Below are 24,023 nucleotides of genomic sequence, written 5' to 3' on the forward strand. Positions count from 1 at the left end.
CAATAATTATGAGCAAAAAACAATTGAGCACTGCTATCCTTTGTATGGTATTCGCTGCCATGGTAGCCTGTAAGGCGAAACCCAACGACACGCAGATCCAGGCTAAAGTTTCGGAACAACTCAGCAGCATGCCGGAAGTAACGGCTGATGTCAAAGACGGTGTCGTAACCCTGTCGGGCAATGTTGCTGACGACGCGACCAAAGCCTCTGCGGAAGCATCCGTGAAATCGACTGAAGGGGTGAAAAGCGTTGTCAACAACATCATGGTGACACCTGCTGCTCCGCCGCCGCCACCGGCTACTGACACTGCCGCCATCGCCAATCCTGCCGATGAAGCGCTCCGTACCGGTGTTACGAACATCTCAAAAGATTTCCCCGGCGCCGACATTAAAGTCGATGCAGGCGTTATCACGGTTACGGGTGAACTCTCTGCCACTAAATGGAAGACGCTGAAGCAGGCTTTGGATGCCTTGCATCCTAAGAAAGTAGATGCCTCAGGTCTGAAAGTAAAATAACCTTCTAAATCACTGTTTATGTCATTACAGGATAAATACAAGGAACTGATAGATACTGCGAGATCTGCCGGCACCGGTAATCTCCAGGTGAATGAACAGGAAGGCGTATTACACATCAGTGGCGAGGCGCCTAGTGGTGCTGTCAAGGACAATCTGTGGAATATCTACGGAAAGATTGATCCTAATTTCCTCAGCGGCGATGTTGTCATGGATATCAAAGTGGCGACGGCTGTTGAGGGGGCGAAACTGGAGGTAGTAACTCAATCGTCCAATCTCAATGTGCGGAAGGGCCCTGGTGTTGATCAACCGATTATAGGCAAGGCCGCGCATGCGGAGGTTGTTACATTGATCAGTAAGCATAGTGATCAGTGGTGGTTGATCCGTACTAAAGACGGTGAGGAGGGATATGCGCATGCGCAATATCTCCGGCCGGTTGAATGATAATTACTGTTTTATTTTTAGAAGACGAATGGCGTGAGCTGTTCGTCTTTTTTTTTCCTTCCGCTGCTCGTGGAGGGAAGATGGATTAAGCGTCGCTTTGTATCAGTTCCGCTTATTGTAAAACGGCATAAATTGTTTGCATTCTTTTTCTTTTGCGAATGATCGTAGCGGATAGAATGGTGTGGAGATGGATGATACGCGATTCGGTTTCAGTAAGGGACTACGGGCTGTATCCCTTTGCGAGCACTAGCTATTGAACTTTATCAAGCGTATGGGCTTTGGGATCTCTATTTAACTCCTATCAATCGTATCAAGGCTCTACAAGGGATAAGGCCCTTCGTCTCCTTCTGAAACCTTCCGCTGCTCATGGAGGGAAGATGGATTAAGCGTCGGCTTTGTATCAGTTCCGCTTATTGTAAAACGGCATAAATTGTTTGTCTTCTTTTGCGAATGATCGTAGCGGATAGGATGGTGTGGAGATGGATGATACGCGATTCGGTTTCAGTAAGGGACTGCGGGCTGTATCCCTTTGCGAGCACTAGCTATTGAACTTTATCAAGCGTATGGGCTTTGGGAGCTCTATTTAACTCCTATCAATCGTATCAAGGCTCTACAAGGGATAAGGCCCTTCGTCTCCTTCTGAAACCTGCTGCTGCTCATGGAGAGAAGATGGATTGAGCGTCGGCTTTGTATCAGTTCCGCTTATTGTAAAACGGCATAAATTGTTTGCATTCTTTTTCTTTTGCGAATGATCGTAGCGGATAGGATGGTGTGGAGATGGATGATACGCGATTCGGTTTCAGTAAGGGACTACGGGCTGTATCCCTTTGCGAGCACTAGCTATTGAACTTTATCAAGCGTAAGGGCTTGGGGATCTCTATTTAACCCCTATCAATCGTATCAAGGCTCTACAAGGGATAAGGCCCTTCGTCTCCTTCTGAAACCTGCTGCTGCTCATGGAGGGAAGATGGATTGAGCGTCGGCTTTGTATCAGTTCCGCTTATTGTAAAACGGCATAAATTGTTTGTCTTCTTTTGCGAATGATCGTAGCGGGTGAAGATGGTGTGACGGGGGATGATACGCGATTCGGTTTCAGTAAGGGACTACGGGCTGTATCCCTTTGCGAGCACTAGCTATTGAACTTTATCAAGCGTATGGGCTTTGGGATCTCTATATAACTCCTATCAATCGTATCAAGGCTCTACAAGGGATAAGGCCCTTCGTCTCCTTCTGAAACCTGCCGCTGCTCATGGAGGGAAGATGGATTAAGCGCCGGCTTTGTATCAGTTCCGCTTATTGTAAACAGCATAAATTGTTTGTCTTCTTTTGGGATTGACTAAGCATCGGCTTTGTATCAGTTGCACTTTATATAGGATGTTAATGGGCTAAATGAGAAGGGATTGCTGAGCTAATAGCATCTAGCCGATACTGAGGCCACAACAGTATGAGCCATAGCGAATAAAAGCAGGACATTAATAAAGTCGGTTTGAGGTGGAGACTGCGGGCATTAGCCCTTGGAGAGCGATGATGCGACCCCGTAGGGGTTTAATTGTAATTCCAATGCTAAACACGCCATACAACGCCTGATAGATAGTGCTCGAAAAGGGGTACAGCCCGCGGTCCCACCTCAAACCGCGATGGTCGCCAAAAAATTCGCGCTGATCTGCGACACAAAAATAAGCTGATCGAAAACAATCATAAACCCTATCGCCATATCAGCGAGACATCGCAGAAAAACGAGACATTAATTACTTCGCTGTCCTCAATATGAACCCGTTCGCCTGCTTTTGCAAAGTGTACCTGACGGTACGCTGCCCGCCGGAGGGCTTAGTATCAAGATCGCCATCCTTGTAAACAGGATACACACGCACAATCTGCCGCTGCTGGATATAGAAGGAATCGCGCCCGCGATACCCTTGTTTGTCAGGATCATCGAAATCGCCGGAGAAAATGCGGACAGGTTTGTTGTTGATGTAAGTCACCCCGTAGACGCTGCCAGTCGCATCGGTGCCGCCGGAGGCGGTGAAAAGGTATATTTCCGGGTTTCTGTCGTTATTGAGGTCTTCTACTACTGTTTTCTGTAGCGTTCCTTTCACATCCCTGATCACCGTACTATCGGCTTTTAAGGAGTCACCTTTAAGATTGGTAGCCGCTATAGTGATGGTGCGACCTGAACCGTCGCCTTTGGAAACGATCGCATATTTATGATCCTTGAACCGGAGCGTACTGGAGACAGGTTCGGTTCCTCCTTTTACGACATTGGCATCCTCTTCACCAGGCGCCACGGCACTGCCGGCATTGGCGGTACCCCCTGCCGCATTCTGGCTGGGATTATTGGCCGCACTCTGAGAAGCTTCCTCCTGCATATTGCCGGAAGAGTCTGCCGCCATATCCTGTTTATTTTTTATAGGCGAATTGCATGCGATGCCAAATATCAGCAGGAAACAAATGATGGGTCTCATACTTTCTCTTTTTTAATTTTCTGAAGACGTTTTTGGACGTTCTCAGGATGAATGTCAGATATCTCATATTGTTTATCTGGTAAAAAGCGGAACAAGGAACATGCCGAACAAAAAAACAAGTATATGTCGCTGATGTTGTAAAGGACAAATAATAATTTTTTACCGTTCGTCAAATCAGTATTTGATTTAGCCTTTATCGTTTTTATCTTTGCAATCCCAAATAGTGTATTAACCTAATTATGGTAAAAACAGAGCTTCATATATTCCGCAGGTTTTTACTGTACATCATGCTGATATCCGGCCTGATGACGGGCCAGTCCGCTATTGTACAGGCTAAATCACCACTGAAAGCGGGTAAGACTGTCTGCTTTGAACGCCTCTTTGATCATGAAAAGATCCAGATCCCCTATATCGATAACGGGGGCATCCAGCTGGATCAGGAGGAAGATATACAGCTCGTTGTCGGGGTCAAAAAAGTACCGCGCAGAAAGCGGTATTATATCAATAGTACATACCAATCGTCCAGTTATACCACACGTTTCCTGCAATTTCAATATAACCAGGAATTTTATATACCTGTCAGAGAAAACAAGACCGGCGTGTATATGCAGCAACATGCATTCCTGCCGGCCTACTACAGTTTCCTGTCCAGGTATACGCCCTTCTGAATAGCATGACCACATCAGCTATTTAAGCACTTACCGTTACCCGTTTTTTTACAATAAACATGCAGCTATAACCGCTGACGGCACTTCATTGTCCGTCGGCCGGTGTTGCATGTATTCAACAAAAAGGACCGTGCATAACGGCCCTCTAAAACTATTCACTCCTATCATGCGAACGTTTTTGAAGATTAATATACTGGCAATGAGCATTGCCCTGGGCGGCTGTATCACCAGGGGAGAAAAGATCAGTAATGAGAATGAATTACAAACATTTCCTGTGCTGCAGCTCTCCCTTTCCGACACTGTGCTGCACAGGAATTATGTAGCGGATATAGAAGCCGTACGCAACGTGGAAATTCGCGCCCGCGTGAATGGATTCCTGAATAAGATCTATGTAGACGAAGGGCAACACGTACAACAGGGACAATTACTTTTTACCCTCAATGATGAAGAATACCGCTCCGAACTGGCGAAAGCGAAAGCGACCCTTAGCAGTGCTATCGCCGAAGCCAAAGGCGCTCAGCTGGAGCTGACCCGTGTGCAACTGCTGGTGGAAAAGAAAGTGATCGCGAAAAGTGAGCTGGAAGTGGCCAAAGCCAGACTGGCAGCCGCAGAGGCCAGGATCGACGAGGCAAGGTCTGCCGAGAGCAACGCTGCTACCAGGTTGTCTTATACCGTTATCCGCGCTCCCTTTGAAGGCTATATCGACAGGATCCCCTCCAAGACGGGAAGCCTGATCGGAGAAGGCGCCCTGCTCACTTCTGTATCAGATATCAAAGAGGTATATGCCTATTTCAATGTGTCTGAAACCGAATACCTCCAACATAAAAAAGCACACGCTACCACACAATATCCGGAAGTACGGCTCGTACTCGCCGATGGAACGGATTATCCCTATGCCGGTAAAGTAGAAACCATTGAAAGCGAATTTGAGGAAACAACCGGCTCTATCGCCTTCAGGGCCAGGTTTCCCAATCCGAAAGGCCTGCTGAAACACGGGGCCAGCGGAAAAGTACAGTTGAGCAATGACCTGCCCGATGCAATGCTGCTTCCACAGAAAGCAGTGTTCGAAATGCAGGACAAAAATTATGTATTTGTTGTCGATGCCGCTAACCAGGTAAAGATGAAAAACTTTGTGCCAGGTGCACGCCTGGCCAACTGTTATGTGGTACAATCCGGTCTTCAGGCCGGCGACAGGGTTGTCTACGAAGGTGTACGCAACCTCCGCGATGGTATGAAGATCATTCCGGCGCCGATAACGCTGGATAGTATTAAAGGATTATAAGACGGTGATCCTGCTAGTGTTAGTACTTGCAGCTTGCAGTGTCTGCAGCTTTTGAGCACCAGGTTTCAACACATGGAGCTTGCAGTGTCTGCAGCTTTTAAGTACCAGGTTGCAATACTTGCTGCTTATAGTGCCTGCAGCTTTTAAGTACCAGGTTGCAATACTTGCTGCTTACAGTGCATGCAGCTTTTAAGTACCAGGTTGCAATACTTGCTGCTTACAGTGCCTGCAGCTTTTGAGCACCAGGTTTCAACACATGGAGCTTGCAGTGCCTGCAGCTTTTAAGTACCAGGTTGCAATACTTGCTGCTTACAGTGCCTGCAGCTTTTAAGTACCAGGTTGCAATACTTGCTGCTTACAGTGCCTGCAGCTTTTGAGTACCAGGTTGCAATACTTGCTGCTTACAGTGCCTGCAGCTTTTGAGCACCAGGTTGAAATACCTGGTGCTTGCGTGCCCGCAGCGTTTTGAGCACCAGGTTTCAACACTTGCAGCTTGCAGTATCTACGGCTTTTTAGTACAAACTTGCAGTGCATGCAGTTTTTGAATACCAGGTTTCATTAAAGGATCACGTTCTATTATACTTAGGGGCCTTGCTTACAGCTGGTTAGCAAACACCGGCATGCTGCATTTAATAATGCTGCAGTCAGTGCCCTGGCAGTAGAGCTGAAGCAGTCCGGCTCATCATCATGAGGGTTCAGGGTGGCATCATCAACAGCCATCTGGAAATGCGGCAGGATGATGTACCGGCCCGCAAACTTTTTTTCATCTTTTATTACATTTTTATGTTCGATACTTTCATAAAGCGCCCGGTGTTGTCGCTGGTCATTTCACTGATCATTGTGCTGCTAGGGTTGCTGGCTTTATTTACATTACCTGTTACACAATTCCCCGACATCGTTCCGCCTTCAGTAACGGTGACGGCCAAATATACCGGCGCCAATGCGGAGGTCTGTGCCAAAGCAGTGGCCACTCCGCTGGAACGCGCTATCAACGGCGTACCGGGCATGACCTACATGTCATCTGTATCCAGCAACAACGGTATGACACTGATACAGGTGTTCTTTAACGTGGGTACTGACCCCGACCAGGCGGCAGTGAATGTGCAGAACCGAGTGGCCACTATCATCGACGAGTTACCTGAAGAAGTGATCAAAGCCGGGGTGACTACGGAGAAAGAAGTGAACAGTATGTTGTTATACCTCAACATTATGAGTGAAGACAGCACACTGAATGAGCAGTTCATCTACAATTTCGCCGACATCAACGTATTGCAGGAGCTGAAGAGGATCGATGGCGTAGGTTTCGCCGAGATCATGGGCGCCAAGGAATATGCTATGCGCGTATGGCTGAAGCCCGACCGTATGCTGGCTTACCAGCTATCGGCAGACGAAGTAATAAACGGGATACGCAAACAGAATATTGAGGCGGCTCCGGGTAAAACAGGTGAAAGCGCAGATAATGATCCGCAGGTATTACAATATGTACTACGTTATACGGGTAAATTCTTCGAACCTTCCCAGTATGAAAATATTATCCTGAGGGCTAATCCCGACGGCTCTGTGCTGCGGCTGAAAGACGTGGCAGATGTGACCTTCGGGGCGCTGAGCTATGGCATGGTATCAAAAACGGACGGAAAACCTTCCGCTTCCATCATGCTGAAACAAAGGCCCGGTTCCAATGCGCAGGATGTGATCACAAACGTGAAAAAGCGGATGGCGGAATTAAAAGCTACCTCTTTTCCGCCGGGCATGAGCTACAACTTTAACTATGATGTGTCCCGCTTCCTGGATGCCTCTATCCATGAGGTGTTAAGGACATTGATAGAGGCATTTATACTGGTGTTCATCGTCGTGTTCCTCTTCCTGCAGGATTTCAGGTCCACGCTGATCCCCGCGCTGGCCGTGCCCGTTGCCCTGATAGGAACATTATGTTTCATGCAAATGATGGGCTTCTCTATTAACCTGCTGACATTGTTTGCACTGGTACTGGCCATCGGGATAGTGGTGGACAATGCCATTGTTGTCGTGGAGGCCGTCCATGTAAAAATGCAGGAAACGCACCTGCCGCCTTTGCAGGCTACGCTGGCGGCCATGAAAGAGATCAGCGGCGCTATTGTGGCTATTACGCTGGTAATGTCGGCCGTATTCGTGCCGGTGGCATTCCTTTCCGGCCCCGTGGGCGTATTCTACCGGCAGTTCTCGCTCACCCTGGCCATTGCGATCGTGATATCGGGTATCAACGCGGTAACGCTTACCCCTGCACTTTGCGCCATCATGCTACGCCATACACATGATGCCGGCAAGCCGCGGAATATGCTGCAGCGTTTCTTTGATAAGTTCAACTACAGGTATAACAAGACAGAGCGCGGTTATCAGCGCCTGATAGGATATATAGCCGGCAGACGGATGGTGACGATCGTTATGCTGATCGTATTCTTCGTGGCCACCTGGGGCGCCAGTGCGATACTGCCGGGAGGGTTTATTCCTTCCGAAGACCAGGGAATGATCTATGTCAACGTGACCACCCCTGCAGGCGCCACAGTAGCCCGTACAGAGGCTGTGCTGGATGAGGTGCAGCAGATCGCCGCACAGCTGGAAGAAGCGGAGTCCGTATCCACGCTGGCTGGTTTTAGCCTTGTAAACGACGTGGCCGGCGCCTCTTACGGCATGGGGATGATCAACCTGAAGCCCTGGGAGGAAAGAAAACGTTCCGTAAAAGAGATCATCGCGGCACTGGAAAAGGATAGTAAGATCATTGCAGATGCCAGTATCGAATTCTTCCCTCCTCCTACTGTACCGGGCTTCGGTAACTCGAGCGGATTCGAACTACGCGTGCTGGACAAAACGGGTAGCGGTGATCTGCAGCAGACCGCCGAAGTGACCAACCGGTTCATTAAGGCCCTGAAGGAACGCCGGGAAATAGGAAGCGCCTTTACCAGTTTCGATCCGGAGTTCCCTCAGTATATGATCCACGTAGATCAGGCTATGGCGGCCCAAAAAGGCGTCAGTATCGATAATGCGATGTCTACCCTTCAGACCCTGCTGGGCAGCTTCTATGCGTCTAATTTCATCCGTTTCGGGCAAATGTATAAGGTGATGGTCCAGGCCTCTCCCCGTTACCGTACCAAACCGGAAGATGTCATGCACCTGTATGTGAAGAATGATATGGGCGAAATGGTGCCTTTCTCCAATTTCATCAGGATGGAACGTGTATACGGGCCCGAACAGCTGACCCGTTATAACATGTACACAGCGGCCATGATCAATGGAGATGCGGCCCCCGGCTTCAGCAGCGGTGATGCTATCAAGGCGATCAATGAAGTGGCGAAACAGGCTTTACCACGTGGATATAGTTTTGAGTGGAGCGGTATGACGCGGGAACAGATACTCTCCGGCGATCAGGCCATTTATATTTTCGCACTCTGTCTCCTATTCGTATACCTGCTGCTGGCAGCACAGTATGAAAGCTTCCTGCTGCCACTGCCGGTGATCCTCTCCCTGCCCGCAGGGATATTCGGTGCATTCCTGACCCTCAAACTGGCGGGGCTGGAAAACAATATTTATGCACAGGTGGCGCTGGTGATGCTGATAGGATTGCTGGGCAAGAACGCCATCCTGATCGTAGAGTTTGCAATACAGCGTAATAAACAAGGACTGTCTATCCTGGAAGCCGCCAAGGAAGGCGCGGTGTCGCGTCTGCGACCTATCTTAATGACCTCTTTCGCGTTCATAGCCGGTCTGATACCTCTCTGCGTAGCCAGTGGCGCCGGCGCTATGGGTAACCGTTCCATCGGAACAGCTGCTGCCGGCGGTATGCTGATAGGTACTGTGTTCGGGGTACTGATCATCCCGGGACTATATGTGCTGTTTGCAAGCATCGGTAAGAAGAAGCTAAAGCCCAGGGCAAGCAAGCCGGCGGCAGGCGTACTAACGGTATTGATAGTGGGTGTACTGCTGACGGGGCTCCCCGCCTGTTACACGCCGTCGAAACTAGTCCTTCCCGAAGCGCCCAAGGCGCCCGCTACATTCGGTGACAGTTTACAGACAGCCGGAGCGGCTACTGCCGATAGTATTGCCAGGAACGCAGCAGACAGCAGCGGCATCGGGACATTGTCTTATAAACAATTCTTTACAGATACCCTGTTACTTCAATTGCTGGACAGCGCCCTGGCGCATAATACTGATATGCTGCTGGCCACCCAGCGGATGGAGACCGCCCGTGCGCAGTTAATGGCCGCCAGCCGGGCATGGCTGCCGGAAGTGAATATTGCCCTCAGCGCCGGTGTAGACCGCTGGGGAGATTACACCCTGAACGGCGTGGGTAATTTTGATACGAATAAATCGCCCAACATCAACGACAAACAACGCATACCCGGACCTACACCTGATTACTTTGCGGGACTGCGCAGTTCCTGGGAAATTGATCTCTGGGGAAAGATACGCAGCCGCAAAAGGGCTGCTCTCATGCGTTTCCTGTCAAGCGCCCAGGGACGCAGGCTGGTTACCACGCAGCTGGTATCGCAGGTGGCAGGCATGTACTATCAGCTGATGGTACTGGATTATGAACAGGAGGTGATACGACGCAATATCAGCCTGCAGGAAAGTGCCCTGGCTACTGTACAGATACAACAGGAAGCCGGCAGGGCCACACTGCTGGCCGTTCAGCAATTCTCCGCACAATTGCTGAATACACGGAGCATGGCATTGGGACTGAAGCAACAGTCGCTGGAACTGGAGAACCAGCTGAATGCATTGCTCGGGCGTTTTCCCCAACCCATCAGGCGTGACACATCCCTGCTTGAAGCCGCATTGCCTCCCTTTGCGCAAACTGGCGTGCCGGCGGCCATGCTTGCCCGCAGGCCGGATGTTCAACAGGCCTCGCTGGAGCTGGAAGCCGCAAAAGCAGACGTGAAAGCGGCCCGTGCGGCCTTCCTCCCTTCATTGAACATTACGCCATATGTGGGATTCAACGCCTTTAAAGCAGGCCTGCTGTTCAATACACCAGCTTCCCTTGCCTACGGCGTACTGGGAGGCATATCTGCACCCCTGCTCAATAAAAAGCAACTGCAGTCGCAATACAATGTTACAACCGCCGCCGGGATGTCGGCGTTCTATCAATACCGGCAGACTGTCATCAACGGATACCAGGAAGTGATCACTGCCCTCGGACAATTGAAGAACGGACAGGAGGCTTACGCATTAAAATCGGCCGAGGTACAGATGCTGAAAGACGGTGTTTCTACGGCCAATGACCTGTATGCTACAGGGTACGCCAATTACCTGGAGGTGATCACCGCCCAGAAAAGTGTACTGGAGGCAGAACTGGCGCTGGCCGCTAATAAAAAGGACCTTTTCCTGGGAACTATTACATTATATCGCGCGCTGGGCGGAGGGCAGCAGTAAACTCAGTTCCCCGACAACTTACCGATTGTGCGGATGCAGGGATATACGAATAAAGTGCAGCTATTCGTACATTTATGCATCCGCACTTTTATGTTAAAAAGTCCGGACGGAACGATTTTTGAGGTACCCTATAGCCAATTACATTAGAAAAGAATGATATTAATCGTAGATGATAAACCGGAAAACATCTTATCCCTTCGGAAGATCTTAGAACTGCACGATTTGGAAGTTGATACAGCATCTTCAGGTGAAGAAGCCCTAAAAAAGATCTTACGGAACAACTATGCGCTGATCATACTGGATGTACAGATGCCCAGCATGGATGGGTTTGAGGTTGCTGAGGCTATTTCGGGATATAGTAAGGCGAAGGATGTTCCAATCCTGTTTTTGTCGGCCGTCAATAAAGATAAAAAATTCATTGCGAAAGGATATGCGTCCGGAGGATTGGACTATATCACCAAACCCGTGGATCCGGATATCCTGCTGATGAAAGTGAAAACCTTTATCAGGCTTTATGAACAAAACAGGCAGCTGCAGGAGATGCATGCATCGCTGCAGAAAGAGGTGGAAGTACGTAAAAATGCACAGGCCGCATTAAATGCCAAAGTGCAGGAGCAGCATTCCATGCTGGAATCACTCCCCCAGGTAGCGTTTACCGCCAGTGGGGACGGCGTCGTGGAATATGCAAACCGTCACTGGTTCTACTACTCTCCTTCGCTGTCGGAATTCCCTCTCACTTACAATCACGAACAGGTACAGGTGCCCGTCTGGGAAAATGCTATCAGGACCGGTATACCACTGGAAAAGGAGGTTTACCTGCATCACCGCGTGCATAATCATTATCGCTGTCACCTGCTGAGGGCCATTCCTCTCGAAGAAGAAGGGCGTATTGTAAAATGGGTAGGTACGTTTACAGACATTGCCCTTCAGAAGCAGGCCAATGAAATACTGGAACAAAGAGTGACGGAACGCACCCGTGAACTGCAGGAAATGAACCAGGCGCTGGAAGCCAGCAACCATGAGTTGCAACAATTCGCATCTGTAGCATCGCACGACCTCAAAGAACCCCTGCGTAAGATCCAGTTGTTTGGTACCATCCTGCGTGACCGCCACCTGGGCGCCAACCCGGACGCATTGCAATATATGCAGCGCATCGTGAGCTCGTCAGAACGGATGACCCGCCTGATCAATGACCTGCTGCAGTATTCAAGACTTTCCGCAGATGTTCCTTTTGAAGCGGTGGATATCAATGTTATCGTCAAAGAGATACTGGCAGACCTGGAGCTCTCCGTCCGGGATGCCTGTGCAGAGATAACCACAAGCTCATTTCCTGTTGTGGAAGCTATTCCCGGTCAGATCAGGCAGGCATTGCAGAACATTATCAGTAATGCGCTCAAATTCACCCGTCCGGGGGTATCGCCCTGTATCCATATTCGTGCAGAACGGGTGCTGGAGAAAGAATTCCATAGCCCGGCCGCAGCAGAGGGACCTTATTGCCGGATCACTATCAACGATAATGGGATTGGGTTCAACGAGGCATATCTGCCGAAGATATTTACCCTCTTTCAACGGCTGCATAGCACGGAAGTATATGATGGAACAGGCATCGGACTGGCCATTGCAAAGAAAGTAGTAGAGCGGCACCAGGGTATTATCGGGGCCAGCAGCAAAGAGAATGAAGGGGCTACATTCATTATGGTATTGCCTATAGCGCAAACGAAAGCGACAGCCTGAGCCTGATTATACCACTCAGTCTTTCAGGTCTCTTACAAAATCAATGATCTCACCTATATTAAGCACCTTATCGACCTTTACCGCACCGATGGCGTACTTTGGCATAAAGGAAGCTTCGGCCGTACGCGGGTCCTGTACAGCGGTAACACCGCCGGAATCATGCACTGCCTGCAAGCCCTCCGCCCCATCCATATTAGCTCCTGACAGCAACAAACAATATAAATGACCGCCACACACTTCGGCAGCCGACATAAATGTCACGTCGATACTGGGGCGACTGTAATGTACCTTCTCGGACGCATCCAGCGTAAGCGAGCCATCGGGCTCTATTAACAGGTGATAGTCTGCCGGCGCCACATATATACGACCAGGCAACAGCATGTCCTTGTCTTCCGCTTCCTTCACAGGAAGACTGCTTCTGGAAGCCAGCAGGTCCGACAACAGTGTCTCACTGTCAGCCTTGCGGTGTAGCACGATAATCATCGCCAGCGGCCATGCGGGCTCCAGTTCAGGTAAGAGTTGCAACAGCACATCCAGGCTGCCTGCAGAACCGCCGATGACCAGCAATGTTGGAAGAGGGGTCATGTTGTTATTTTTCTCCAGATCTTTTCCTTTTGGGCAACCGGCTTGAACAAGGGGGCTACAGTGGTGAATCGTAGTGTTTCTTTCGCGCCCAGTGCCAGGAAACCTAATTGTTCGAGGCTGTCACTGAACAGGTGCAGCACCTTGTCCTGCAGGTCTTTGTTGAAGTAAATAAGTACATTCCGGCAAATGATCAGCTGAAACTCATTGAAGGAACGGTCTGTAACGAGGTTATGTGCAGCGAAGATAATCTTCTCTCTCAACATATCGGAGAACTTGGCATATTCATAATTCGCTGCGTAATAGCGGGAGAATTCCTGCTGCCCGCCCGATGCCAGGTAATTCTGCGAATACTGCTGCATATACTGTAAAGGGAAGATCCCCTTACGGGCTGTTTCCAGTACACTTTCATTGATGTCCGTTGCGTAGATGATGGATTTATGCAGGAGGTTCATTTCATGCAGCAGGATAGCCATTGAATAGGCTTCCTCGCCACTGGAACAACCGGCATGCCATATGCGGATCAGCGGATAGGTGGCTAACACCGGCAACACCTGTCTGCGAAGTTCCCGGAAAAACCCCGGGTCACGGAACATCTCTGTCACGTTCACGGTGATCTGCTCCATCAGGTGGACCAGGTAAGCGGGATCTGTCTTCACCCTGTACCTGAACTCTGCAAAACTCGGAAAACGGTCCGCGATATATACACGCTGCAACCTGCGCTTCACAGATGCGAATGAATAATCCGTAAAATCGTATCCATATTGCTCCAGTAAGTCATTTAACAATAGTAAAACATCCTCATCCTTCAAATGGCGCAGGTGATCCATCATTGAATATTCATGCTGTTTTTGCAGTTGTAAGTTCGCAAAGTTTTCCGGCATTTCCATGTTCACATATCAATCTCCCCTCATATTGCGCTATAACGTCAAACGTAATGCCAATCCTGGCTCAGCAATTAAAATCCAACGTAAATAGTACATGCATTTTCGTCATTGTTCCTATCTTTAACAGACCTTATCAGAAGATTCATTAGTATCGTAAATAATTATTCTATACCTAGCATAATGCCAGTTTATGCCACTCTTTAGGACTGAAAGCCGTCTTTGCGCGGCCTTATTGCTGGTATCGATCATTGCCAGTGCCTTTCGCCCGGTGAACAGCGATAAAGGCAAAATGCGTCTCCGGGGTATCAGTACTGCAGCCAGTAAAACAGTGATCTCTTACAATGCAGACAAAAGTATTGCAGCGCTGCTTACGATTGACCAGACTACTGAGAGCGGTTATACAGCCACGCGCATTCCTGTTTATAAAGATGGCAGGCTTATCAGGGTATTTGTGACAGATGAGGAGTCTTCACAGGCGCCTGTACTGTTCTCGTCTTTCGAGTATTCAGATAAGGGCAGGATCAGGAGGATCATCTATTACCTGGAAGGCGCGGTACATGGGTATGACTCATTGGCCTATAATGCCAATGGCCAGATAAGCGCACGTTATTTTTTTAACGATACGCAGGATGGAATTGCGTTTGAAAATAACAATTGCCAGTTATATACCTGGAACAATAAAGGCAACATTATTACGATTGAGAATATGGGGCGTGTGAACAGGAAATTGCCGTTCATGTTAAGTTCTACCACAACTTATACGTACGACGATCATCCCAACGCACAACACAGCATCCCCTCCTTGTGTTACCTGACAGATATTGCAGCAGAGAACATGTCTGCAAACAATATCATCACGGAAACCATCACGCCGGCTACCGGCGATAACAGTATCGTCAAGCATTATTCATATGAATATAATGCAGACCGGTATCCGGCAAGGATCACTGCCCGTTATGCGGTGGATGACGAAATGATGGTGACGGATCTGGAGTGGGATTAACAACAGCGGTCATTATATCGGACATATTGTGCTGAAAATACGTGACTCCTGCGGAGCCAGTTATGTGATAGATTGATATTGCTTGCCATCAATATGATCATATAGCTGTCCGCGGGAGTCACGTATTCTTTTTTCAACGTTAACTGTTCTCCGTTCCTTATTGTGGATAGAGGATCTGTGTAGCGAGTACATCACCAGCGGTAAAGCCGGCCCAGTTCAATACGAATGAATTCATCACGGAGTTGGCATCTACCGTCGGCGTACCGGTGATGAAGATGCCCTGGGTCTGGTTGGTGTGATAGAAACCGATGGTGTGGCCCAGTTCATGAGTGATCGCGAACAGTTTCTGACTAGCCGGCAGGCTGTTGTAGTTACTGTTGATCTCAACGCTTACACCGGGTCTGCCATTGGATGTGGGAAGGTAAGCGCGGGCGATCCAGTTGGCTGATTCAAAGCCCATAAATACCCTGGTATATACACCAGTTGCAGAGGTAGTGATGGACATGCCCAGTCTTGTACCGTTCACCGCATTCCAGTTGTTCACCGCACCCTGGATAGCTGTTCTCCATGCAGCAGGCACCGCAGGATCGATGTAGAGCCTTACATTTGTGTTGTAGGTATTGCTTACCAGGTAAGCGCCTCTCCAATGCTCACCTGAAGGGATACGATCAGGATTTGCATCGTTAGCAACACGTTTTTCCACTTCTGCTTTTGAAATGATCACATCGCCATCGAGGATGAAGTTGTCTCCTTTCAGGACGATCTTGTCCTTTTTAAATCCCTGTGTTTCCAGGTAGTTCACCAATTTCTCAGTGTTGTCTTCAGATTTGACATCCGCAGTTGCATTGTCTTTACTGCAGGCAAACAGGAACATTGACAGGGCGAAGAAAAGAAAATGAATTTGACGCACATAGATTGACTTGGTTTTCATACAAACGGGTTTTTATTTTGAGGGTAAAAAAAAGAGCTACAGTGTAAGTTGAATTTACAATAAAAAAATAATGCAAAAACAAAATATTACTATCACTGCTAAACGTAAATGCAGTTAAAAGCATCTCCCTGAAAACAAGACAGGACAAGCCTTTGTGGCTTGTCCTGCTGCAAATATATTGCGGCATCAGCAGCTGTTAATTAGCACCCTGCTGCTCTTTAATGAATGCATTTAATTTTTTGCCGCTACCGGCTACCCATACAATATCTCCTTCTTCCAGGTGCATATTTGACTCCGGATTTAAGATCCTTCTTCCTTTCCTTTCCACGCCCAGTACGATTCCGCGGGTGCGTTCCCGTATGCCCAATTCTCTTATGGTCTTGTTTGACAGGCGCGAATGCTTACCGATCAGGAACTGTTTCAAAGCAATCGGATCCGTATCCAACGCCTGTGGTTCAGCATCTGCGGTTACAGGTTCGAGAAAACGGTTGAACTTTTCCAGTTGTTCATCGGTCCCGATTCCCGTGATAACATCACCAGGAAACAGGCGTTCATTTTTATCAGGTGCATAGATCTTCTGTCCACTTCTGTTGATTAACGCAATGTTAATCCCGAAGTTTTCACGTAGTGCTAATTCCAACAAAGTTTTACCTGCAACCGGCGACAGCGGACGTACTTCAGCCACTGCCAGGTGCGCATCCCAGGGGGCCAGCACCGACTTATTGATCCCTCCCACCTTTGCATCGCGCGCATTAAAATTGGAGAAGAATCTTTCCTCTATGGTAGTATAAAAGCCCTGTACCCGATGGCGCAGTGCAAATATCAGTAACGCGATCGCCAATGTAACGATCAATGCGATGGAGGGAGAAAAGAAGCGGTCCATGAAAAAACCGACCAGGAACACCGCCAGCACTACTCTGGACAAACGTACCAGTAACAAGGGGCCACGGTACTTCTTTTGTTCCCATATATTGGAAGAAGCCTGGCTGCTGATATTCCTGAAAGCCAGTGCCCAGAGGAATGGCATCAGCAGTACCAGGGTGATCACCGCACTGGCTACACGCCCCCAGTTATAACCATTGATCCTGATAGTGACCAGTGGCAGGAGATAATAATACGACAGAAGTATAATAGCGAGGATGACCACTGCATAGATGGTCATATTTACAACATAAGACCTCAGTAACTGTTTCCAGTCGCTCACAACAGAGATAGTCTGCGCTGCTGCACTGTACCTGTTCAATGCCGTCTTCCAGCGATGAGGCAATACAGCTGCTATCTTTTCATAAAAAGGCGCTGATAAGCGGATCATATAAGGCGTTGTGAAGGTAGTGACTGCAGATACGGCAACGGCTACAGGATACAGAAAATCACTCGTCACTTTCAGCGAAAGTCCCAGCTGCGCTATAATAAAAGAGAACTCGCCTATCTGCGCAAGGCTCATCCCTGCCTGTACGGAAGTCTTTAACGGTTGCCCCGAGAGCAATGCACCGATACAGGTACTGATCGTTTTACCTGCCAGTGTGACCAATGTAATAATAGCCACAGGTCCCGCATATTTAACCAGCATGGCGGGATCGATGAGCATTCCTACAGAGATGAAGAATACGGCGCCAAACAGCTCTTTTACGGGCTTTATAAGATGTTCTATCTTCTCTGCCTGCGTAGTTTCTGCCAATATAGATCCCATAATGAAAGCACCCAGCGCTGGTGAGAATCCGGCCTGGGTGGCCAGTACTACCATCAGCAGGCAAAGGCCGATGGCGGTCACCAGCAGGGTCTCTTCATTCATCAGTTTCTTTGTTTTCCGCAGCAGTGTGGGAATAAAGAAGATACCTGTTACAAACCAGGCGATGAGAAAGAATACCAGTTTGATGACGGAGGAAAGCATTTCTCCGCCGGCGAACTGCTGACTGACAGCGAGCGTGGACAACAACACCAGCAGCACGATGGCTACCAGGTCTTCCACCACGAGGATACCGAACACCAGTCCGGCAAACTGCTGCCCTTTAATACCCAGTTCCTCAAAGGCCCGGATGATGATGGTAGTGGACGAAACAGACAATATGCCGCCCAGGAAGATGCTGTCCATGGAAGACCATCCCATCAGCTGCCCGATGAGATAACCCAGCAGCAGCATGAATACGACTTCCACGATAGCGGTAATGGAAGATGAACCTCCTACTTTGATCAGTTTTTTAAAACTGAATTCGAGTCCGAGACTAAACAAGAGGAATATGACCCCTATTTCGGACCATATCCTGATATTGGCCTCATCGGACACTGTCGGGAATAAGGACACATGTTGTCCCACCAGGAGGCCGGCCACAATATATCCCAGCACAAGTGGCTGCTTCAATTTCTTGAAGATCAGGGTTGTTATAGCCGCAGCAATTAGTATCAAAGCCAGGTCGGCGATCAAAGGTGGTAAATGCATCATCTGTATTTCCAGTTTGAATGAGTTAATAATTGTAATAACATAGCAGCCCTGCAGATGTCAATCTGCAGCGCCCGGGAACAAACAAGGCTAATGTTACATTAACTCACCAGAAAATATGCTGGGGATAGATAAGCGACCTGATGATAGCATGCAGATCGGACAACAGACGTACCGCCTGTACTTTACAGGATAATAAATCGTTTCCCGCAGGGAAATTTGTCCTGACAGCATCTGCTCCGTCACGGGTATCTGTTTTAACGGATGCGATGACTGATCGCTGTGGAGTAGTGATGATGGTTTGCGGGGAGGGAGGCATTCCACGATGCCTCAACTCCCTGTCGCATGACAATATCTTCAGGAACGGCCGGCTGGCGGGAGCCACTGCCCTGGCTTTATGACATCCTGTTATAACTGCATTGACACTCAGTCCGCAGCAAAATAACATGATCAGCAGGCACAGATAAGAAAGACTCCGCATACGGGCAAAGATATTTTTTTATCCCCGTATTTTGTCCAGCAGGTCGCTCAAAGTAGCGGCTTCTGCTTCTGTGATCCTGTCTGCCAGATCATCATAGAAGGTGTCCATCAGTATATCCACGTCCGACAAGAGCTTCAGCCCCTGTGGTGTGATACTGATATCCATTTTCCGCCTGTTATGCGGACAAAGCCGGCGCTGTACATATTCCAGCTTTTCCAGTTTGTCCAGCAAGCGGGTCACATCGCTTGCCTTGTCCAGCATGACATCTTTAATGTCGCCGGCAGATACAGGTTCGGGGTGACGTCCTTTTATGATCCGCAATGCATTATAGTGTTGCGGCAACAATCCATGTTCTTTCAGGTTCGCTCCAAGGGCGTCACGCAACCAGTTTCCCGTATATAACAGGTTCACTACGATCTTGTGATAATCGTCCTTGAACTTGCGCTGATTAATAGCTTGTTCAATTCTCATACATCAAAGATAAATAAATATGCGTGTTGCAACATATTTGCGTTAATGTATTCTTTTAACAGCCTGTGGATATTTAAAATATATGCTATAGTTATATTTGTTTTGTACCTCATCTGTCCTTTACCGGGGCCCGATAGCAGGCCTTTACCGGCTGCAGAAAGCCCCCATCCCTAACTGCCAGCAGAAATGACCAGATATTACTTCTGATAACGATTTTAGTTAAAAAGCCCTGGCACGCATGTATACATCAACAATACTACAAAAAAAGCACCATGGTAGCGCCAGAGCCCCCTTGTCACGCAGGCCCGCCGGGGGAACTACTTGATTGAACAGGTGTAAAAACGACGCATTACAATACAGGCAAGCGATAGCGGGATCAAACGATTACGAGGATGTTAATTTTTGGTTAACGGTAGGCGATTTCTTGCGTTAACCAGATAAAATATACCCTTTACCAAAATGAGAAAGCAGGGTCGAATGTCTCTATTATCTTTGGTACAGGTTTTTCATAGGATATGGTTAAAAAATTAGGGGCGGTATTCTTACCGCCCTTCCTCATTATAGCCCCTACATATCTCTTTTCCGTTTATATGTTTATATTTAAGGACTTATATTAAGAGTAAAAGATCACCTGAAGGATGACATATGCACTTATAACCGGGGCCAGTAAAGGAATTGGTCTCTCTATGGCACACGCACTCGCCTCGCGGAAATACAACCTCCTGCTGGTAGCCAGGTCTGAAGAAGAACTGGCAGGGATTTCAAAGGAACTATCATCCAGATGGCAGGTAAAAGCAGCATATCTGGCTATTGATCTGTCCCTGCCTGAAGCGGCAGCAAAGGTGTACGAATGGTGTAAAGCGGGCAACTATCCTGTATCAGTACTGATCAATAACGCAGGTTATGCAGTATGGGGCACTTTCGCCTCCCGCAGCCTGGAAGAGCACCAACAAATGATCCGGGTAAATGCAGAAACCCCGGTGGCCCTGTGTCATTATATGCTACCCCTGCTACAGCAACAGCCGCAATCTTATATACTCAATGTATCGAGTACCGCTGCCTACCAGGCGGTATCTACCCTGGCGCTTTATGCGGCCAGCAAATCGTTCATATTGCTGTTTTCCCGTGCCTTACGGCAGGAATTAAAGCATTCCAATGTCTCTGTAACCTGTCTTTGTCCCGGGCCTGTAAAGACCAATTTCATCAACAGGGCAAGCATGCAGGCAATACAGGCAACGGCAGACAAATACGGCATGATGCCCGATACTGTGGCTGCAATTGCCATCAGAGGAATGTTCAGGAAGAAATCCGAGATCATTCCAGGTGCCTTGAATGTCGTGTCTGCCTTCCTTACCCGGCTGGTTCCCAAGTCGTTAGTAGAGAAAATAGCAGCAGACCTGTATAAGACCAAAGAGAAATAAGCTTTATTTTTTTTGTGTGAATAATTTGTCTATCTTTAATCTACAAAATTGGTAGACTAATAATGATCCGCAAATTCTTACTCCCGTTCTCTCCCTCCTGCTTCCCTATGAGCAAGGAATGTCCTTATTGTTGTTACTGACATATTGAATCTCTATCTTGTAGAGAACAGATGCACTATCGCTTACGAAGCACAAGCAATTAACAACCTACAATTATTTAAACTTACTACATTATGTCAGCAGCTTATCACAAGTTTACGCTCGGCAACACGCTTACAGACGAGCAAAAAGCGTTTTTCGAAGAGCACGGCTACATTCACTTTTCCGGATTCCTTTCACCGGAAGAAGTACAGGAAATTGTCAGCGCTTCGGAAGAAGTGCAGCAGAACTGGATTGCCAACAAAGTAGAAAAAGTGAATGGCGTTCCTGTAAAGTACGGGAAAGACCTTGATGGCAAACCCATTGTACAACGTTTTGCATTTTTAAACCAGCATACAAAAGTGCTTGCAGACCTTCTCAAGGATAACCGGCTGCAGGCATTGCTTCAGTTAATAGGGCCGGGCGCCCGTATCGGTGCGGATGAAAAAGACGGGATGGTACTGAATCATTACGTGAATGGTCCTGAAAGTACCTTTACTAAAATGGGATGGCATACGGACGGTTTACGCGATATTTTCCTTGGCGGCAAACTGAATCCGATGTTGAATGTGGGCATACATCTCAGCACATTGCGCCCTGAAAATGGCGGCCTTCGCATTATACCAGGCACACATAAGCAGGGCATTCTGAGTATGTTGTTCCGCAAGAAATATTTCATCGGTCATAAACCCGATAAGAATGAACTGGCCATCACGCCGAGGGCGGGCGATCTTACAGTACATGACGGACGCTTATGGCATCGTGTTGCGAAATCAGATATCATTGGGGAAGAAAGCCGGAGAAGGGTGATCTATGTGCCCATCATTGCGGGCAAATATGAACCCAAACATGAGAACAGTCCCACCTTACTTTATCAACGTCTGGCAGGTGTTATTCTCAAATAATCCCTGCTTATACATCATTGCAAAATGGCGGATCTGCAGGTCCGTCATTTTTTTTCTCATTAATAAGCTGTCTTATTTTGCTGCTTTTCTTCAAACCGCTTCCTGTTCTCCAATATTGTGTCCATATGGGTATGGCCCCAGGCAGCGAGTTGCTGAATGTGCGGGACAAGGCTCTTTCCCAACCCGGAAAGTTCATATTCTACTCTCGGTGGTATCTCAGGGTAGAATTGCCTTATAATCAGTCCGTCCGATTCGAGCGAGCGCAATGTGACTGTCAGCATCTTCTGCGAAATATCGCCTATCGTCTGCGCTATCTGGCTAAAACGGAGCTTTCCCTCGTGGGACAACAATTCTATTATCAGGATAGACCATTTATCGCCAAACCTGTCCAGCACCTGCCGGATAGGGCAAGTCCCACCTCTCCAGATCTTTTCACCACTTTTTCTACTCATAACATATTGATTTCTACGATTGTTACTAAAAGGTTAGTAAGTTGCTGCGGTGAAACGTTCTTGTTTTACAATAACTCTCCTCCTACCTTTGGCTTTCTAAAAGAAAGTAACTCTCTAAAAGGAGTAAAATTATCACAAATATTTAAGATTATGAGAAAACGGGAATAATGTGAAGTATTAACCTAGTTTAAGATTTTCATTAACGATATATGTTGAAACATCTATTATCCAAAAAAAGATATACTTTTGAATTCTAAACAAGAGCAAACATGAAAAAAATCACAATCATCGCCTCTTTATTGGCCCTTTCAGCAACTACTTTTGCACAAACAACATGGTCTGTAGACAAAGCTCACTCAAGACTTGGTTACAGCGTTTCTCACATGACCATCTCTGAGCAGGAAGGTAACTTCAAAGATTACGATGTAAAGATCACCACTACTAAAGATGACTTCTCTGACGCTTCTTTCGAAGTAACTATCAATGTGAACAGCATCAACACTGAAAACGAAATGCGTGACAAGCACCTGAAGAGCCCAGACTTCTTCGATGCTGAGAAATTCTCTACCATCACTTTCAAGAGCACTTCCTTCAAGAAAGTAAGCGGTAAACAATACAAACTGACTGGCGATCTGACCCTGCATGGCGTAACTAAACCAGTTACTTTAACTGCAGTTTACAACGGTACTGTTGAGAATCCAATGAGCAAAAAACCAGTAGCTGGTTTCACTATCACCGGTGCTATCAAACGTGCTGATTTCGGTTTCGCTACCGCTATGCCAGCTGCTGTACTGGGTGAAACTATCAGCCTGAGAGCAAGTGGTGAATTCACTAAATAATAAAGAAGGCAATGAAAAGATTAATTATATTTTCATCAACACTGCTGCTGTCGGCAGCAGTGTTTGCCTACGCTGTACTGGCGCAGGCCTGGAACATCAGTGGTAAATACAATATCAGCTTCTCCAGCAGTGCTGCAGGCGGTATCTTCAAAACCTTCAAAGGCACCATTGCGTTCGACGAACAGAACCTGGCGGCTTCCAATTTTAACGTTACTGTAGATGTTGCCTCTATCAATACCGGCAACGCCCTCCAGAACAAACACGCTAAAAGCGACGAATGGTTTGATGCTGCGAAATACCCTGAGATCAAATACACTTCCAAAAAGATCGTGAAAGCGGGCGCTGGCTACCAGGTAACCGGTGATCTTGAGATTCACGGCGTTAAGAAGGAATTCACTATTCCTTTCACCTTTAAGAAAGCTGGCAACGCCGCTACCTTCAATGGCACATTCAAAGTGAACCGCAACGATTTCCATATTGGCAAACCAGGCGGCGACGTTCCGGATGTGATCGATGTTACAGTAGCTGTTCCTGTTGTTAAAGCCTAATCTTCAAATAGCATTTATGGGTAAAAAAATATTGCTGCTTGCGGTGCTCGCAGTATTGGTGGGTGTTCTTTCAGGCATAGCTGGTGTCGTTTACCAGAAAGTGTATATTGAAACTGTAGGTGAAGGCTTCGTAAATATCGCCAGCGTAAAAAATATTATGACGGGCTGTATACTGGGTACACTGGTAGCCGCTGTTGGTTACTTCCTGCTCAGCCTCGTTTTGAAGGGCAAAACAGAAATGGTATTTAACATCCTGTTTGTCATTCTTTCTTTTGCAAGCATCCTGGGACCAATTGGTTTCAAATTACCACTGGATCAGGACTCGCCTGAATTATTCCCCGGACTGACAGTGCCCATGCACTTTTTTCCGGCACTCGGGTGGTTTGCACTAAGGCCATTTTTTGGTAAATCAATCTAACTGTA

20 protein-coding genes are annotated in these 24,023 nt (G+C 47.8%); 12 read left to right on the forward strand and 8 right to left on the reverse strand.

Annotated features, from left to right (window positions below; genetic code table 11):
* Positions 1 to 8 precede the first annotated feature (8 nt).
* Positions 9 to 515: a BON domain-containing protein gene (locus MYF79_RS21530; RefSeq protein ID WP_247809903.1), complete on the forward strand. Its 507-nt coding sequence runs from the start codon at positions 9 to 11 to the stop codon at positions 513 to 515.
* Positions 516 to 533: 18 nt separating this feature from the next.
* On the forward strand, positions 534 to 956 hold the full coding sequence (locus MYF79_RS21535; RefSeq protein ID WP_247809904.1) for an SH3 domain-containing protein: 423 nt from the start codon (positions 534 to 536) through the stop codon (positions 954 to 956).
* 1,748 nt (positions 957 to 2,704) lie between these two features.
* Here the strand turns inward: MYF79_RS21535 and MYF79_RS21540 are convergent.
* The gene (locus tag MYF79_RS21540; protein ID WP_247809905.1) at positions 2,705 to 3,418 is read right to left on the reverse strand and encodes a hypothetical protein; all 714 of its coding nucleotides are present in this window, start codon (positions 3,416 to 3,418) and stop codon (positions 2,705 to 2,707) included.
* A gap of 239 nt (positions 3,419 to 3,657) precedes the next feature.
* On the opposite strand from MYF79_RS21540, the gene MYF79_RS21545 reads away from it, so the two are divergent.
* The 4 genes from MYF79_RS21545 (at position 3,658) to MYF79_RS21560 (ending at position 12,505) form a co-directional block, all read left to right on the forward strand.
* Entirely contained in the window at positions 3,658 to 4,086 is a 429-nt protein-coding gene (locus MYF79_RS21545; RefSeq protein WP_247809906.1) for a hypothetical protein, read from the forward strand.
* A 166-nt stretch (positions 4,087 to 4,252) separates the two neighbouring features.
* A complete protein-coding gene (locus tag MYF79_RS21550) occupies positions 4,253 to 5,368 on the forward strand; it encodes an efflux RND transporter periplasmic adaptor subunit (protein WP_247809907.1) in 1,116 nt (371 codons plus the stop codon).
* Positions 5,369 to 6,151: 783 nt separating this feature from the next.
* Positions 6,152 to 10,771 carry an efflux RND transporter permease subunit gene (locus MYF79_RS21555; RefSeq protein WP_247809908.1) on the forward strand — a complete coding sequence of 1,540 codons (4,620 nt, stop codon included), beginning with the start codon at positions 6,152 to 6,154 and terminating at the stop codon, positions 10,769 to 10,771.
* A gap of 153 nt (positions 10,772 to 10,924) precedes the next feature.
* Positions 10,925 to 12,505, forward strand: coding sequence for a sensor histidine kinase (locus MYF79_RS21560; RefSeq protein WP_247809909.1), 1,581 nt, complete (start codon positions 10,925 to 10,927; stop codon positions 12,503 to 12,505).
* A gap of 15 nt (positions 12,506 to 12,520) precedes the next feature.
* Here the strand turns inward: MYF79_RS21560 and MYF79_RS21565 are convergent, their stop codons facing one another.
* Together MYF79_RS21565 and MYF79_RS21570 are read right to left on the reverse strand one after the other, a co-directional pair.
* Entirely contained in the window at positions 12,521 to 13,090 is a 570-nt protein-coding gene (locus tag MYF79_RS21565) for a chemotaxis protein CheB (RefSeq protein WP_247809910.1), read from the reverse strand.
* Positions 13,087 to 13,920, reverse strand: a complete 834-nt coding sequence (locus MYF79_RS21570) for a CheR family methyltransferase (RefSeq protein WP_247809911.1) — start codon at positions 13,918 to 13,920, stop codon at positions 13,087 to 13,089. The genes MYF79_RS21565 and MYF79_RS21570 overlap by 4 nt, the downstream gene beginning before the upstream one ends.
* Positions 13,921 to 14,164: 244 nt before the next feature.
* On the opposite strand from MYF79_RS21570, the gene MYF79_RS21575 reads away from it, so the two are divergent.
* Entirely contained in the window at positions 14,165 to 14,977 is an 813-nt protein-coding gene (locus MYF79_RS21575) for a hypothetical protein (protein ID WP_247809912.1), read from the forward strand.
* Between the two features lie 157 nt (positions 14,978 to 15,134).
* Here MYF79_RS21575 and MYF79_RS21580 read toward each other — a convergent pair whose 3' ends face one another.
* From MYF79_RS21580 to MYF79_RS21595, 4 genes are all read right to left on the reverse strand, one after another.
* Complete coding sequence (locus tag MYF79_RS21580) at positions 15,135 to 15,908, reverse strand: M57 family metalloprotease (RefSeq protein WP_247809913.1); 774 nt, start codon at positions 15,906 to 15,908, stop codon at positions 15,135 to 15,137.
* A 196-nt stretch (positions 15,909 to 16,104) separates the two neighbouring features.
* Positions 16,105 to 18,348 (reverse strand): cation:proton antiporter, encoded by a 2,244-nt coding sequence (locus MYF79_RS21585; protein ID WP_247809914.1) that lies wholly within the window; start codon positions 18,346 to 18,348, stop codon positions 16,105 to 16,107.
* Positions 18,349 to 18,451: 103 nt separating this feature from the next.
* Entirely contained in the window at positions 18,452 to 18,826 is a 375-nt protein-coding gene (locus MYF79_RS21590; protein WP_247809915.1) for a hypothetical protein, read from the reverse strand.
* Positions 18,827 to 18,844: 18 nt separating this feature from the next.
* Entirely contained in the window at positions 18,845 to 19,297 is a 453-nt protein-coding gene (locus MYF79_RS21595; protein ID WP_199655234.1) for a MarR family winged helix-turn-helix transcriptional regulator, read from the reverse strand.
* A 686-nt stretch (positions 19,298 to 19,983) separates the two neighbouring features.
* Between MYF79_RS21595 and MYF79_RS21600 the strand changes: the two genes are divergently transcribed.
* Together MYF79_RS21600 and MYF79_RS21605 are read left to right on the forward strand one after the other, a co-directional pair.
* Positions 19,984 to 20,718 carry an SDR family NAD(P)-dependent oxidoreductase gene (locus tag MYF79_RS21600; RefSeq protein ID WP_247809916.1) on the forward strand — a complete coding sequence of 245 codons (735 nt, stop codon included), beginning with the start codon at positions 19,984 to 19,986 and terminating at the stop codon, positions 20,716 to 20,718.
* A 233-nt stretch (positions 20,719 to 20,951) separates the two neighbouring features.
* Positions 20,952 to 21,761 carry a phytanoyl-CoA dioxygenase family protein gene (locus tag MYF79_RS21605; RefSeq protein WP_247809917.1) on the forward strand — a complete coding sequence of 270 codons (810 nt, stop codon included), beginning with the start codon at positions 20,952 to 20,954 and terminating at the stop codon, positions 21,759 to 21,761.
* Positions 21,762 to 21,820: 59 nt separating this feature from the next.
* Here the strand turns inward: MYF79_RS21605 and MYF79_RS21610 are convergent, their stop codons facing one another.
* Positions 21,821 to 22,213: a winged helix-turn-helix transcriptional regulator gene (locus tag MYF79_RS21610; protein ID WP_247809918.1), complete on the reverse strand. Its 393-nt coding sequence runs from the start codon at positions 22,211 to 22,213 to the stop codon at positions 21,821 to 21,823.
* Between the two features lie 269 nt (positions 22,214 to 22,482).
* Here MYF79_RS21610 and MYF79_RS21615 point away from each other — a divergent pair, with 269 nt between their 5' ends.
* From MYF79_RS21615 to MYF79_RS21625, 3 genes are read left to right on the forward strand one after another with little or no spacing between them, the layout of a single operon-like run.
* Positions 22,483 to 23,052, forward strand: coding sequence for a YceI family protein (locus MYF79_RS21615; protein ID WP_247809919.1), 570 nt, complete (start codon positions 22,483 to 22,485; stop codon positions 23,050 to 23,052).
* Between the two features lie 11 nt (positions 23,053 to 23,063).
* Complete coding sequence (locus MYF79_RS21620; protein ID WP_247809920.1) at positions 23,064 to 23,600, forward strand: YceI family protein; 537 nt, start codon at positions 23,064 to 23,066, stop codon at positions 23,598 to 23,600.
* A 16-nt stretch (positions 23,601 to 23,616) separates the two neighbouring features.
* Positions 23,617 to 24,018, forward strand: coding sequence for a hypothetical protein (locus tag MYF79_RS21625; RefSeq protein WP_247809921.1), 402 nt, complete (start codon positions 23,617 to 23,619; stop codon positions 24,016 to 24,018).
* The last annotated feature ends 5 nt before the right edge of the window (positions 24,019 to 24,023 follow it).

The organism is Chitinophaga filiformis (genome assembly GCF_023100805.1).
Classification (GTDB): domain Bacteria; phylum Bacteroidota; class Bacteroidia; order Chitinophagales; family Chitinophagaceae; genus Chitinophaga; species Chitinophaga filiformis_B.